Below are 13,355 nucleotides of genomic sequence, written 5' to 3'. Positions count from 1 at the left end.
TTCAGGATACGGCGGCGGCGTTCGGCACCGACGCCGCGGCACCGGTTTGGGCCGCCGCGCGCGAGGCCATCACCTGCGCGTACAGCCGGCCCGCTCGATACGACGAGCGGACCAGGGGCCCGGCCAGCACCCCGGCGTAGCCGAGTTCCTCGGCGAAGCGCTGATGCTCGACGAACTCCTCGGGCTTGACCCAGCGCTCGACGGGATGGTGGCGGGCCGAGGGTCGCAGGTACTGGGTGATGGTGACGATGTCGCAGCCGGCGTCGAGCAGGTCGGCCAGCGCCTCGCGGACCTCCTCGGGGGTCTCACCCAGACCGAGGATCAGGTTCGACTTGGTCACCAGACCGAACTCGCGCGCCGCGGTCAGCACGTCGAGGCTGCGCTGATAGCGGAACGCCGGGCGGACCCGCTTGAAGATCCGCGGCACCGTCTCGACGTTGTGCGCGAACACCTCCGGGCGGGTCTCGAAGACCTCGCGCAGCAGATCCTCGTCACCGTTGAAGTCCGGCGCCAGCAGCTCCACCCCGGTGCCCGGGTTCAACTCCTTGATGACGCGCACGGTTTCGGCGTAAAGCCAGGCACCGCCGTCGGGCAGATCATCACGGGCGACCCCGGTCACCGTCGCGTAGCGCAACCCCATGGTGGCCACGCTCTCGGCCACCCGGCGCGGCTCGTCACGGTCGAACTCGGCCGGCTTACCGGTGTCGATCTGGCAGAAGTCGCAGCGCCGGGTGCACTGGTCGCCGCCGATCAGGAAGGTGGCCTCGCGGTCTTCCCAGCACTCGTAGATGTTGGGGCAGCCGGCCTCCTCGCACACCGTGTGCAGGCCCTCCCGCCGCACCAGGGACTTCAGCTCGGTGTACTCCGGGCCCATCTTGGCGCGGGTCTTGATCCACGAGGGTTTGCGTTCGATCGGGGTCTGCGCGTTGCGCACCTCCAGCCGGAGCAGCTTGCGGTTCCCGGGATCGATACTCACGGCTGTGATGCTACGCGGCTGGCCTCGGTCAGGTTGTGCTCGGCGACGGGCAGCTCTCCGTCCAGGGCCCGGCACACCGCGTCGGCGACCTGCGCGCGCACGTCGTCGACGCTCACCCGTCGGCCCAGCTCGGCGGTCAGCGAGGTGACACCGGCGTCGGCGATGCCGCACGGGATGATGCCGCCGAAGGCGCTCAGATCGCAGTCGCAGTTCAGCGCGAACCCGTGCAGGGTGACGCCGCGGGCAACGCGGATCCCGATCGCCCCGATCTTGCGCGTGCGGCGCAGGCCGTCGTCGGGCAGCCACACCCCGGACCGCCCGTCCACCCGCCCGGCGTCCAGGCCGAATGTCGCACACACCTCGATCAACGATTCCTCAAGGCGCCGAACGAAATTCACCACATCCAGGGGTTCGGTGAGGCCGATGATCGGATAGCCCACCAACTGCCCGGGCCCATGCCAAGTGATCTTGCCGCCGCGGTCGGTGTCGATGACGGGTGTGCCGTCGAACGGCCGTTCATGGGCCTCGGTGCGCCGTCCCGCGGTGTACACCGGCGGATGTTGCAGCAGCAGCAGGGTGTCCGGGCCGCCGGCCACCCGGGCGTCGGCCAACTCCCGCTGCAGATCCCAGGCCGCGGTGTAGTCGATCAGCCCCAGGTTGCGGACGTCGACCGGGGCGGTCGAGGACCGGATGGAAGGCGTCATCTGCCTCACGCTACGCGCGCCGCATTGTCCGCAATCCCGCAGGTGATTCGGCTTGACCCGGGCGGCGCGGCGAACGTAGGGTTCGCCCCGGCAGCGCACCGAACGACGGCGCGCGGGCAGACGCTGGGAGGTGAGTGCCGATGATCGAGGGAAGTAGTCGCGGGTCCGGTCGGTCGTCAGTGCACACCGCCGCCCGGATCCGGTTCTGACAGGCTCCTGACCCGTCGCCGTGACGGTGCGCGTGATCGGCTGATCACCGCGCACCACCGTCGCGCCCAAACCGGAAAGCCGGGGTGACCCGCGCATGGTTTCGCTTGCCTCCGTTCCCGCCCGGGCTGCCGCCCGGCCCATCCGCAGCCGCACCGCCGACGCCGCCGTCTTCGTCGGCACCGCCGCGCTGGTCTGGCTGCTCGTCCGGGTGGGCTCCGGTGCGAGCGTGCCGTGGACCGTCGACACCGCGCCGCCGTCGGCGTCCACCGACCCGGCGAATCTGCCCTACTACGCGGCCCGTTCGCTGCTGCGGATGTTCATCGCGCTCGGCGTCTCGATCGTGTTCACCTTCGTCTACGCCACCGCGGCCGCCCGCTCGCGCCGCGCCGAGAAGGTCCTCGTCCCGGCGCTGGACGTCCTGCAGTCGGTGCCGATCCTGGGCTTCCTGTCGATCACCGTCACCGGGTTCATCGCGCTGTTCCCGGGCTCGCAGCTCGGCCTGGAATGCGCGTCGGTCTTCGCGATCTTCACCTCGCAGGCGTGGAACATGACGTTCGCGTTCTACTACTCGCTGAAGTCGCAGCCGCGCGACCTCGACGAGGCGTCCCGGTTGCTGCGGCTGTCGCGCTGGCAACGGTTCTGGCGGGTCGACCTGCCCGGCGGGATGATCCCGCTGGTCTGGAACGGCATGATGAGCTTCGGCGGCGGCTGGTTCTTCCTGACCGCCTCGGAGGCACTCAGCGTCAACGGGCACCAATTCGCGCTGCCCGGCATCGGCGCCTATGTCGCGGCCGCCGGCGACAATGGGGAACTGGGCCGGGTGGGGCTGGCGATCCTGGTGATGATCGCGCTGGTCATCGCGGTCAACGTGGCATTCTGGCGGCCGCTGACGGCCTGGGCCGAACGGTTCCGGGTGGAGGAGTCCGAATCCGCGGAGGCACCGCGCAGCCTCACCCTCGAGGTGCTGCGCCGGTCCCGGCTCCCGCGTCTGGTCGGCCGACCGCTCGGGCACCTGGTGTACCCGCTGGACCGGGTGATGGCGGTCTTCGGTGTGGCCGACCACCCGCTGCGCACTCCCGTGGCGCGCCGCCGACTCGGCGATGTCGTGTTCGCCGCGGCCGTGGCCGCCATCATCGGCTACGGCGCCTACCGTGCGGTGAGGTTCATCCACGACGGCGTGGGGTTCGCCGAAGTCGGCCACGCCGGGCTGCTCGGCCTGGCCACCTTCGCGCGGGTCGCCGTCGTCGTGGTGGTGTCCACGCTGATCTGGGTGCCGGTCGGGGTGTGGATCGGGATGAACCCGCGGGTATCCCGGCTGGCCCAGCCGGTGGTCCAGGTGCTGGCCTCGTTCCCGGCGAACTTCCTGTTCCCGCTGGTGACCGCCGCCCTGATCGCCACCGGCGTCAGCCTCGACATCGGCGGCATCGTGCTGATGGCGCTCGGCTCGCAGTGGTACATCCTGTTCAACGTCATCGCCGGTGCCAGCGCCATCCCCAATGACCTGCGCGAGGCCGCCGCCAACCTGGGGCTGCCGACCGCGCTGAAATGGCGCCGGCTGATCCTGCCCGCGATCTTCGCCGGCTACGTCACCGGCGGCATCACCGCGGCCGGCGGCGCCTGGAACGCGTCCATCGTCGCCGAGGTGGTCACCTACCGCGGCCAGACGCTGACCGCCACCGGCCTGGGCTCCTACATCACCGCCGCCACCGCCGACGGCGACTGGGGCCGAATCCTGGTCGGCGTCATGGTGATGAGCATGTTCGTCGTCGGCACCAACCGCACCCTCTGGCGGCGCCTCTACGTGCTCGCCGAACGCCGCTACTCGCCGGCCTGACCCGAACGGGAGAACCACCGATGACCGACAACACTCCGGTGATCGTCTCGCTCGATCACCTCACCAAGAGCTTCCCCGGACCGTCGGGCGAGCAGCTGCTGGTGCTCGACGACATCAACCTCGACCTGCGCGAGGGGGAGATCGTCGCGCTGCTGGGCCGGTCCGGCTCCGGCAAATCCACCCTGCTGCGTACCATCGCCGGACTGATCGCACCGAGTTCCGGGATGGTCGGCTACCGCGGCCGGGAGCTCAACGGCGCCAACCCGGGCACCGCGATGGTGTTTCAGACCTTCGCCCTGATGCCGTGGCTGACCGTGCAGGACAACGTCGAACTCGGGTTGGCCGCCCGCGGGGTGCCACCCGCCCAACGCCGGACCCGGGCGCTGGCCGCCATCGACACCATCGGCCTGGACGGCTTCGAATCCGCCTATCCCAAGGAGCTTTCTGGCGGCATGCGCCAGCGCGTCGGATTCGCCCGCGCCCTGGTGCTCGAACCGGATCTGCTGCTGATGGACGAGCCGTTCTCGGCGCTGGACGTGCTGACCGCGGAGAACCTGCGCAACGAACTGATGCAGCTGTGGTCGGGGAACGAGTTCCCCACCAAGGCCATCTGCCTGGTCACCCACAACATCGAAGAGGCCGTGCTGCTGGCCGACCGGGTGATCGTGCTCGGCGCCAACCCCGGCCGCATCCGCGCCGAGCTGACCGTCGGCCTGGACCGGCCGCGGGACCGGCGCGCCGCCGGGTTCGAAGCCGTCGTCGACAAGCTGTACGCGCTGCTGACCGGCGCCGCCGGGTCCGCACCGGCGCCCGCGCCCGCCGCGGCGAGCGCCACCGGCCGGCCGCTGCCGGAGGCCTCGGTGGGCGGGCTGGCCGGCCTGGTGCAGATCGCCCACGCCGCCGGCGGACACCTCGATCTGCCCGATATCGCAGCCGAGCTCAACTTCGAACTCGACGATCTGCTGCCGCTGGTCGACGCCGCGGAGCTGCTCGGGTTCATTACCGTCAGCGCCGGCCGCATCTCGGTGACACCGGTCGGCGTGGAGTTCACCACGGCCGACATCCGGCGCAGCAAGCAGATTTTCGCGGCGCAGGCCCGCGAGCGCGCGCCGCTGGTCCGGACCGTCTGCCGGGCCCTGGGCGCCTCCGCCGACGGGACCCTGCGGGCCGGGTTCTTCCTGGACGTGCTGCGCCGCGGCTTCGGACCCGAGGACGCGCGCCGGCAACTCGACACCGCCGTCGACTGGGGCCGCTACGGCGAGCTGTATGACTACGACGCCGAAACCGAGCAGATCACCGCGGACCCGGCCGCCGGGATCTACCCGCGGACCGCGTAGTCCAGGGCCTCGCCGAGGGTGTTGTGCCGGAACTGGAATCCGGCGGCGGCCAGCGCCGCGGGCAACACCCGCTGGCCGGTCAGCAGACCCTCCTCGGCGAACTCGCCCAGCAGCGCCCGGGCGGCGAAACCCGGCACCCGCAGCGGTGTCGGCCGGCCCAGCGCCCGGCCCAGTGCGGTGGTGAACTCGGCATTGGTGACCGGTTCGGGCCCGGTCAGATTCACCGGCCCGGATATCCCCGGGTCGTCGATGATCAGCTGCAGCGCCGCAACGGTGTCCGCCAGGCTGATCCAGGACAGGTACTGGCGCCCGTCGCCGAACCGGGCACCCAGGCCGAGCCGGAACAGCGGCCGCAGCGCCCCGAGCAGGCCGCCGGTGGCCGACAGCACGTGGCCGGTGCGGATGTTGACCACCCGGGCGCCGGCGTCCGCGGCCGGGGCGGTCGCGGCCTCCCAGTCCACACACAGTCCGGACAGGAATCCTGCACCGGCGCAGGCGGTTTCGTCGACCGCGCGGGATCCCGTGTCCCCGTAGAAGCCGATCGCACTGCCGTTGACCAGCACGGGAACGCCGGCTCGGGCGACGGCCGTCGCGAGCACGTCGGTCGGGATGATGCGGCTGTTGCGCAGCTGCTGCTGATAGGCCCCCGACCACCGCCGCCCGGCAACCGGGGCACCGCACAGGTTCACCACTGCCGCGACGCCGTCGAGGACGCCGGGGTCCAGCTCGCCGGTGTCGGGGTTCCAGTACCGCTGGTCCGGCCCGGCCGGGGGACGCCGGACGAGCCGGAGCACCGGCCGGCCGGCGTCGCGCAGCGCCACCGCCAGCGCCGAACCGATCAGGCCCGACGAGCCGGCGATCGCGACGACGGACCGGTCGGGCGCCATCGGCTCTACAGGCCGAGTTCGGCCTCGAACGCGCCCTCTTCCAGGCGTCGCTTGATGGTGGTGACGAACCGGCCGGCGTCCGCGCCGTCGATCAGCCGGTGGTCATAGGTCAGCGGCAGGTAGCAGACCGAACGGACACCGATCGACTCGTTGCCGGAGTCGTCGACGATGACGCGCGGGCGCTTGACGATCGCGCCGGTGCCCAGCATGGCGGCCTGCGGCGGGACCAGGATCGGGGTGTCGAACAGTGCGCCCTGGCTGCCGATGTTGGTGATGGTGAAGGTGCCGCCGGACAGCTCGTCGGGCCGCAGGTTGCCCGAGCGGGCGCGGGCGGCGATGTCGACGATGGCCCGGGCCAGACCACCCAGTGACAGGTCACCGGCGTTGTGCACGACCGGCGACAGCAGGCCCTGCTCAGTGTCCACCGCGAAGCCGAGGTGCTCGGCGTCGAAATAGGTGATCTCGGCGGTGTCCTCGTTGTAGCTGGCGTTGACGTTCGGGTGCTGCTTGAGCGCGTCGATCACCGCGCGGGCGATGAACGGCAGGTAGGTCAGGTTGACGCCCTCCCGCTCGGCGAAGGCGTCCTTGGCGCGGGCCCGCAGCGACACGATCTTGGTCATGTCGACTTCGTGGGTCTGGGTCAGCTGCGCGGTGGCCTGCAGCGACTCGCGGGTCTTCTTCGCGGTGAGCTGCCGGATCCGGCTGGCCTTCTGGGTGGTGCCGCGCAGGTGGGCCAGCGGGCTCGGGGCCGAGGAGACCGCGGGTACCGACGGGGTCGGTGCGGCAGCGGCGGGCGCCGCGGTCGCGGGGGCGGCAGCCGGAGCCGCGGCGGGCTTCTGGGCCTCGGCGGCGGCCAGCACATCCTGCTTGCGGATGCGCCCGCCGACACCGGTGCCGGTGACGGCGGACAGGTCGACGTTGTGCTCGGCGGCCAGCTTGCGCACCAGCGGGGTGACGTACGGGCCGTCGTCACCGGCCGACGGCGCGGCCGCGGCCGGGGCAGGTGCCGCCGGTGCGGCGGCGGCCGGGGCCGGCTTGGGTTCCGGCGCAGGTTCGGGCTTGGGCTCCGGAGCCGGAGCCGGAGCGGGCGCGGGTGCGGCGGGAGCCGGAGCGGGCGCGGCGTCGGCGGCACCGACCACGGCGAGCTCGCCGCCGACCGGGACGACGACGTCTTCCTCGGCGGTGATCGACAACAGCACGCCGGCGACCGGCGACGGGATCTCGGTGTCGACCTTGTCGGTGGACACCTCGACCAGCGGGTCGTCGACCGCGACCGGGTCGCCGACCTTCTTCAGCCAGCGGGTCACCGTGCCCTCGGTGACCGACTCGCCGAGCTCGGGCATCACGATCGACGCCGCGGCGGCGGCGGTGGCGACCGACGGCGAGGGAGTCTGGGTCGCCGCGGGTGCAGCCGGTGCCGCAGCGGGCGCCGGCTCCGGTGCCGCAGCGGGCGCGGGGGCTGCCGCCGGCTCGGGCGCGGGCGCGGCCGGGGGCGCCTCGCCGGCCTCGCCGATGACCGCCAACTCGCCGCCGACCTCGACCACATCGTCTTCGGCGGCAACAATCTTGGTCAGGACGCCGGCCACCGGCGACGGGATCTCGGTGTCAACCTTGTCGGTGGACACCTCCAGCAGCGGCTCGTCGACCGCGACCGGGTCGCCCTCCTGCTTGAGCCAGCGGGTGACGGTCCCCTCGGTGACGCTCTCACCGAGTGCGGGCATCTGTACGGACACGGCCATGTGTTTGGCTCCTCGAAGACTCTGGCGCGACGGGTACGGCTCTGGCTTACCACAACGACGGGTCGGCCGGGTGGCAGGCGGTTTACGACACCATCCTGTCACTGTTACCGCTGGGCTTCCCACCGAGGTCGACACCAGATATTTATTACCCACCAGTAGCTTTGGGTGGGCCTCAGCCGTTGCTTGCGATGTCCTCCAGGACGGCGAGCATGGTCCGCACCGGAACACCGGTACCGCCCTTGGGGGTGTAGCCCCACGCGCTGCCGGTGTTGTACGACGGCCCGGCGATGTCGATGTGCACCCAGTCCACGCCGTCGGCGACGAACTCGCGCAGGTACACCCCGGCCACCAGCATGCCGGCGAACCGCTGGCCGCTGACATTCGCCAGATCGGCGACCGTCGACTTCAGGTCGTCCTTGAGCTCGTCGGGCAGCGGCATCGGCCAGGCGTTCTCGCCGACGTCGGCCGAGCGCGCGGCGACCCGGTCGCGGAAGTCGTCGGAGCCCATCACCCCGGGTATCCGCGCGCCGAGGGCGATCAGCTGCGCCCCGGTCAGCGTCGAGGTCTCGATCAGGTAGTCGGGGGAGTCCTCACAGGCCCGCACGATGGCGTCGGCCAGGATCAGCCGCCCCTCGGCGTCGGTGTTGAGCACCTCCACGGTGGTGCCGCCGTACTGGGTCAGCACGTCCCCGGGACGCTGCGCCGAACCCGACGGCATGTTCTCGGCCATCGGCACCGTCGCGGTCACGTCGATCGGCAGCTTGAGCCGGGCGGCCAGCACCACGGTGGCGATCACCGCCGCGGCACCGCCCATATCGGAGGTCATGTGGTGCATGGAAGCGGCCGGCTTGATGGAGATGCCACCGGTGTCGAAGGTGACACCCTTGCCGACCAGCGCCACCTTCTTGCCGCCCTTGGCGCCCTTGTGCCGCAGCCGCACCAGCCGCGGCGCACGCGTCGAGCCCTGGCCGACCGCGAGGATGCCGCCGAAGCCCTCCTTCTCCAGTTCCTCGACGCCGAGCACCTCGACCTCCAGGCCGGCGGCCTCGCCGAGCTTGCGCGCGCGCTTGGCGAACGACTTCGGGAACAGGGCATTCGGCGGGGTGTTGACCAGGTCGCGGGCGGTCGCGACGGCGTCGGCGACCAGGGCGGCCCGGTTGGCGGTGGCCTCGGCGTCGGCGGCCACCGACAGCGCCACCACCGTGTTCAGCGCGGGGTCGGTCGGCGCGGTCTTGGCGCTGCGGAACTCGGCGAACCGGTAGCCGCCGAGCACCGTGCCCTCGACCGCCGCCGCCACGTCGACGTCGGCCAGCGCGGTGACCAGCACCGGGACCCCGGAGGCGGCGCGGGCCGCCGCACCCGAGCAGCGCCGGACGAGATCGGCGGACAGGTCCTCGGCGCTGCGGCCCACGCCGACGGCCAGTACCTGTTCGAACGGCAGCGACGGGACCACCACCCGGGTCACCTGCTCCGGGCCGGTCTTGGCGCCCAGCGCGCGCAGCTGGCTCTCGATCTCCCCGGTGGCTTCGGCGTCGAGGAACGGGTTGGCCAGCACGACGGCCGGGCCGCCGTCCTCTCCGGCGACGATCCCGACCACCAGCGCCCGCGGCTGAGGATCGCGGGTATCGGTGGCGGAGACGGCGTCGGAGAGGGTCGCGGCGACGGTGACGGCGGGGGACTGGCGGTCGGATTCGGTGCTCACGAGGACCCACAGTAATCACCCACTAGGCTGAACGCCCGTGACCGATAACCTGCTGCACGGGCCCCTGGAGGATCGCCACCGCGCCCTGGGTGCGAGCTTCGCCGAGTTCGGCGGCTGGCTGATGCCGGTGTCCTACGCCGGAACCGTCGCCGAGCACAACGCGACCCGGGGCACCGTCGGCCTGTTCGACGTCAGCCACCTGGGCAAGGCGCTGGTGCGCGGGCCGGGCGCCGCCGCGTTCGTCAACTCCGCGCTGACCAACGACCTGAACCGGATCGGACCCGGCCAGGCCCAGTACACGCTGTGCTGCACCGACGACGGCGGGGTGATCGACGACCTGATCGCCTACTACGTCTCCGATGACGAGGTCTTCCTGGTACCCAACGCGGCGAACACCGCGGCCGTCGTCGCCGCGATGAAAGCCGTTGTACCCGAAGGCATCACCGTGACCGACGAACACCGTTCGCGCGCCGTGCTGGCCGTGCAGGGACCGGAGTCGACCCGGGTGCTCACCGAACTGGGACTGCCCACCGACATGGACTACATGGCCTGGGCCGACGCCGAGTACGCCGGTGTTCCGGTCCGGGTGTGCCGCACCGGCTACACCGGCGAACACGGCTACGAAATCCTGCCGCCGTGGGATCAGGCGCCCGTGGTGTTCGACGCGCTGGTCGCCGCCGTCGGTGCCGCCGGCGGCGAACTGGCCGGGCTCGGCGCCCGCGACACCCTGCGCACCGAGATGGGTTATCCGCTGCACGGCCACGAACTTTCGACCGCCATCACCCCGGTGCAGGCCGGCTGTGGCTGGGCCGTCGGGTGGCGCAAGGACGCGTTCTGGGGACGCGATGCGCTGTTGGCCGAGAAGGAGGCCGGCCCCAAGCGCCGATTGCGCGGCCTGCGCGCGCTGGGCCGCGGAGTGCTGCGCGCCGACCTCGACGTGCTGGCCGACGGCAACCGGGTCGGGGTCACCACGTCGGGCACCTTCTCCCCGACGCTGAAAACGGGCATCGCCCTGGCGCTGATCGATTCGGCGGCCGGGATCGCCGACGGGGACACCGTCACCGTCGACGTCCGCGGCCGCGGTATCGAGTGCGAGGTCGTCAAGCCGCCGTTCGTCACCGCCGCACCCAAATAGCCGCCGACCGCGGCGAATATCGGCTGGACGCGCGGCTATAGAATCGCTTTCATGACCGACGCGCCGCTGGAGTTCACGCTTGCCCGCAACCCCAACCCGGCGAGCGATGAGGCGCGGGACGCCGTCCTGGCCAACCCCGGATTCGGCAAGTACTTCACCGATCACATGGTGTCGATCACCTACGACGCCGGCCGCGGCTGGCACGACGCGCAGGTGCTGCCCTACGGGCCCATCGAGCTGGACCCGTCGGCCGTCGTGCTGCATTACGCCCAGGAGATCTTCGAGGGGCTGAAGGCCTACCGCTGGCCCGACGGCTCCATCGTGTCGTTCCGGCCGCAGGCCAACGCCGCCCGGATGCAGGCCTCGGCGCACCGGCTGGCCATGCCGGAACTGTCCGAGGAACTGTTCCTGGCCTCGCTGCGCGAGCTGATCGCCGTCGATGAGGCCTGGGTGCCGGCCGCCGGCGGGGAAGCGGCGCTCTACCTGCGGCCGTTCGCCATCGCGACCGAATCCGGACTGGGTGTGCGCCCGGCCAAGCAGTACCGCTACCTGGTCATCGCCTCGCCGGCCGGCGCCTACTTCTCCGGCGGGATCACCCCGGTCAGCGTGTGGCTGTCCACCGAGTACGTCCGCGCCAGCCCCGGCGGTACCGGCGCGGCCAAGTTCGGCGGCAACTACGCGGCGTCGCTGCTGGCCCAGGCCCAGGCCGCCGAGCAGGGCTGCGACCAGGTGGTGTGGCTGGATGCCACCGAGCGGCGCTACGTCGAGGAGATGGGCGGGATGAACCTGTTCTTCGTCCTCGGCAGCGGGGGGTCGGCGCGCCTGGTCACCCCCGAGCTGTCCGGCTCACTGCTGCCCGGAATCACCCGGGATTCGTTGCTGCAGTTGGCCGTTGATGCGGGATTCACCGTCGAGGAACGCAAGATCGACGTCGAGGAGTGGCGCAAGGGCGCGGCCAGCGGGGAGATCACCGAGGTGTTCGCCTGCGGCACGGCGGCCGTCATCACTCCGGTCTCCACCGTCCGCTACGACGGCGGCGAGTTCACCATCGGCGACGGCACCCCCGGCGAGGTGACCATGGCGCTGCGCGACACCCTCACCGGGATCCAGCGGGGCACCTTCGCCGACACCCACGGCTGGATGACCCGGCTGGGATAGCCCGGCGCCGGTTCAGGGTTCGATCAGACCCACCCGGATGGCGTAGCGGGTGAGTTCGAGGCGGTCCCGCAGCCCGAGTTTTTTCAGCACGTTGGCGCGGTGACGATCCACGGTCTTCGCACTGATGCCCAGCGTTTTGGCGATCTCACGAGCGGAGTAGCTTTCGGCGATCAGCTTGAGCACCTCCTCCTCGCGGGGTGTCAACAGATTGGCCGGCAGGGCTTCGCCCTGGGAGGTGCGGTGCAGAAACTCGCGAATCAGGGCGGTGACGGCACCCGGATACAGAAAGGGCTCGCCGCGCAGCGTCGCCCGGCACGCCTCCAGAAGATCCCGGTCGGCCACCGATTTGAGCACGTAACCGGACGCGCCGGCCTTGAGCGCCTCGAAGAAGTACTGCTCGTTGTCGTACATCGAGAGGATGAGAATCCGCAGGTGCGGGTGTGCGCGGTGGATCTCCCGGGCCGCCTGCAGACCCGTCATCCGGGGCATCGCGATATCCAGGATCACCAGATCGGCGGGGGTGTGGTCGAGCACGGCCAGCGTTTCGTATCCGTCGGCGGCCTCGGCCACCACCTGGAGATCCGGCTCGGCGTCCAGGATCAGCCGAAGCCCGCTGCGGACCAGGGCGTGGTCGTCGGCCAGCACGATGCGCGCGGGCGAGGCGGCGGTCACCGCTGGTGCTCCGGGGTCAGCGGAACGGTCAGCCGGACCTCGGTGCCACCGCCCGGTGAGGTGCAGACTGTGAATCGGCCGTTGACGAGCAGGGCGCGTTCGCGCATCCCGGTGATCCCGCCGCCGTAGTCGGAGATGCCGCCCACGCCGTCGTCGACGATGCGCAGGGTCAGCTGCCCGACGTCGGTGTGCAGGTCCAGTGTGACGCGGTTGGCCCGGGCATGACGCGCGACGTTGGTCAGGCTCTCCTGGGCTATCCGGTAGCAGACCAGTTCAACATCGGGGGTCAACGGTTGCCCGCCGATACGCTTGACGACCCCGATTCCCGTCGCGGCGGTGAACTCGCTGCACAACGCGTTGAGCGCGCTGTGCAGGCCGAGATCGGTCAGCACGCCGGGCCGCAGCCGTCGGGCCATCTCGCGGACCTCGTCGAGACACTCCCGCACGGTTTCCTGAATGCTGTGCAGTTCATCGCGCAACGCGTCCGGAGCACGATCCATCGTCCGTTTCAGCGTCAGCAGTACGACGGTCAGACTCTGGCCCATCTCGTCGTGCAGCTCGCGGGCGATCCGTTGCCGCTCGTTCTCCTGCACCGAGATGATGGCGGCATTGGCCGACGCCCGCTCGGCCTCCATCCGGTCGAGCATCGCGTTGAACGACGAGATCAGGTGATCGAGATCTCCGTTGCCCCGGTCGAGGACGCGGTCACTCACCGACGGCGGGTCGACGCGGCGCATCGCGCCGACCAGACGGTCCAGCGGCGCGAGACTGGAACGCAGCAGAACCGCGTTCGCGGCCACCATCAGCACCAGGCCGACCACCAGGACCGGGATCTCGGCCGGTTGAACCCGCGACGACACCGACGCCGGCGAGATCGCCAGCACCAGCGTGCCCGCCGCGAAAATCAGGCCGTTGATCGTGAATAGCCGAAGGAACAGTGCGTTCACGGCGTTGCCCGTCGGGTGGCCGCGTCGCCGCAACGACGCCCGGCAGTCCATCCA

Annotated in this window: 11 protein-coding genes; 4 read left to right on the top strand and 7 right to left on the bottom strand. The window is 71.1% G+C overall.

The window, feature by feature from the left end; all coding sequences use genetic code 11:
• Position 1: 1 nt before the first annotated feature.
• Together lipA and lipB are read right to left on the bottom strand one after the other, a co-directional pair.
• Positions 2-976 (bottom strand): lipoyl synthase, encoded by a 975-nt coding sequence (gene lipA / locus G6N16_RS15790; protein ID WP_083031929.1) that lies wholly within the window; start codon positions 974-976, stop codon positions 2-4.
• Positions 973-1,680, bottom strand: a complete 708-nt coding sequence (gene lipB, locus G6N16_RS15785) for a lipoyl(octanoyl) transferase LipB (RefSeq protein ID WP_083031931.1) — start codon at positions 1,678-1,680, stop codon at positions 973-975. Before lipB ends, lipA begins: the two co-directional genes overlap by 4 nt.
• Before the next feature lie 304 nt (positions 1,681-1,984).
• On the opposite strand from lipB, the gene G6N16_RS15780 reads away from it, so the two are divergent.
• Together G6N16_RS15780 and G6N16_RS15775 are read left to right on the top strand one after the other, a co-directional pair.
• Positions 1,985-3,724, top strand: coding sequence for an ABC transporter permease (locus tag G6N16_RS15780; RefSeq protein WP_083031933.1), 1,740 nt, complete (start codon positions 1,985-1,987; stop codon positions 3,722-3,724).
• A 20-nt stretch (positions 3,725-3,744) separates the two neighbouring features.
• Complete coding sequence (locus tag G6N16_RS15775; protein ID WP_083031934.1) at positions 3,745-5,061, top strand: ABC transporter ATP-binding protein; 1,317 nt, start codon at positions 3,745-3,747, stop codon at positions 5,059-5,061.
• Here the strand turns inward: G6N16_RS15775 and G6N16_RS15770 are convergent.
• From G6N16_RS15770 to G6N16_RS15760, 3 genes are all read right to left on the bottom strand, one after another.
• Positions 5,043-5,948 (bottom strand): TIGR01777 family oxidoreductase, encoded by a 906-nt coding sequence (locus tag G6N16_RS15770; protein ID WP_083033826.1) that lies wholly within the window; start codon positions 5,946-5,948, stop codon positions 5,043-5,045. The two genes, G6N16_RS15775 and G6N16_RS15770, sit on opposite strands and share 19 nt — an antisense overlap.
• A gap of 5 nt (positions 5,949-5,953) precedes the next feature.
• Positions 5,954-7,687: a 2-oxoglutarate dehydrogenase, E2 component, dihydrolipoamide succinyltransferase gene (sucB, locus tag G6N16_RS15765; RefSeq protein ID WP_083033828.1), complete on the bottom strand. Its 1,734-nt coding sequence runs from the start codon at positions 7,685-7,687 to the stop codon at positions 5,954-5,956.
• Positions 7,688-7,859: 172 nt separating this feature from the next.
• Positions 7,860-9,389, bottom strand: coding sequence for a leucyl aminopeptidase (locus G6N16_RS15760; RefSeq protein WP_083033829.1), 1,530 nt, complete (start codon positions 9,387-9,389; stop codon positions 7,860-7,862).
• A 37-nt stretch (positions 9,390-9,426) separates the two neighbouring features.
• On the opposite strand from G6N16_RS15760, the gene gcvT reads away from it, so the two are divergent.
• Both gcvT and G6N16_RS15750 read left to right on the top strand, forming a co-directional pair.
• Positions 9,427-10,524 (top strand): glycine cleavage system aminomethyltransferase GcvT, encoded by a 1,098-nt coding sequence (gcvT, locus tag G6N16_RS15755; RefSeq protein WP_083033831.1) that lies wholly within the window; start codon positions 9,427-9,429, stop codon positions 10,522-10,524.
• A gap of 51 nt (positions 10,525-10,575) precedes the next feature.
• The gene (locus tag G6N16_RS15750; RefSeq protein ID WP_083033834.1) at positions 10,576-11,682 is read left to right on the top strand and encodes a branched-chain amino acid aminotransferase; all 1,107 of its coding nucleotides are present in this window, start codon (positions 10,576-10,578) and stop codon (positions 11,680-11,682) included.
• A gap of 12 nt (positions 11,683-11,694) precedes the next feature.
• Here G6N16_RS15750 and G6N16_RS15745 read toward each other — a convergent pair whose 3' ends face one another.
• Both G6N16_RS15745 and G6N16_RS15740 read right to left on the bottom strand, forming a co-directional pair.
• On the bottom strand, positions 11,695-12,354 hold the full coding sequence (locus G6N16_RS15745) for a response regulator (protein ID WP_083033835.1): 660 nt from the start codon (positions 12,352-12,354) through the stop codon (positions 11,695-11,697).
• Positions 12,351-13,352 (bottom strand): HAMP domain-containing sensor histidine kinase, encoded by a 1,002-nt coding sequence (locus G6N16_RS15740; protein ID WP_083033837.1) that lies wholly within the window; start codon positions 13,350-13,352, stop codon positions 12,351-12,353. The genes G6N16_RS15745 and G6N16_RS15740 overlap by 4 nt, the downstream gene beginning before the upstream one ends.
• Positions 13,353-13,355: the final 3 nt, after the last annotated feature.

Origin of the sequence: Mycolicibacterium insubricum, from assembly GCF_010731615.1 — a bacterium.
GTDB lineage: Bacteria > Actinomycetota > Actinomycetes > Mycobacteriales > Mycobacteriaceae > Mycobacterium > Mycobacterium insubricum.
The sequence above is the reverse complement of the archived record's forward strand: the minus strand, read 5'-3'. Positions and strand labels throughout refer to the sequence as shown.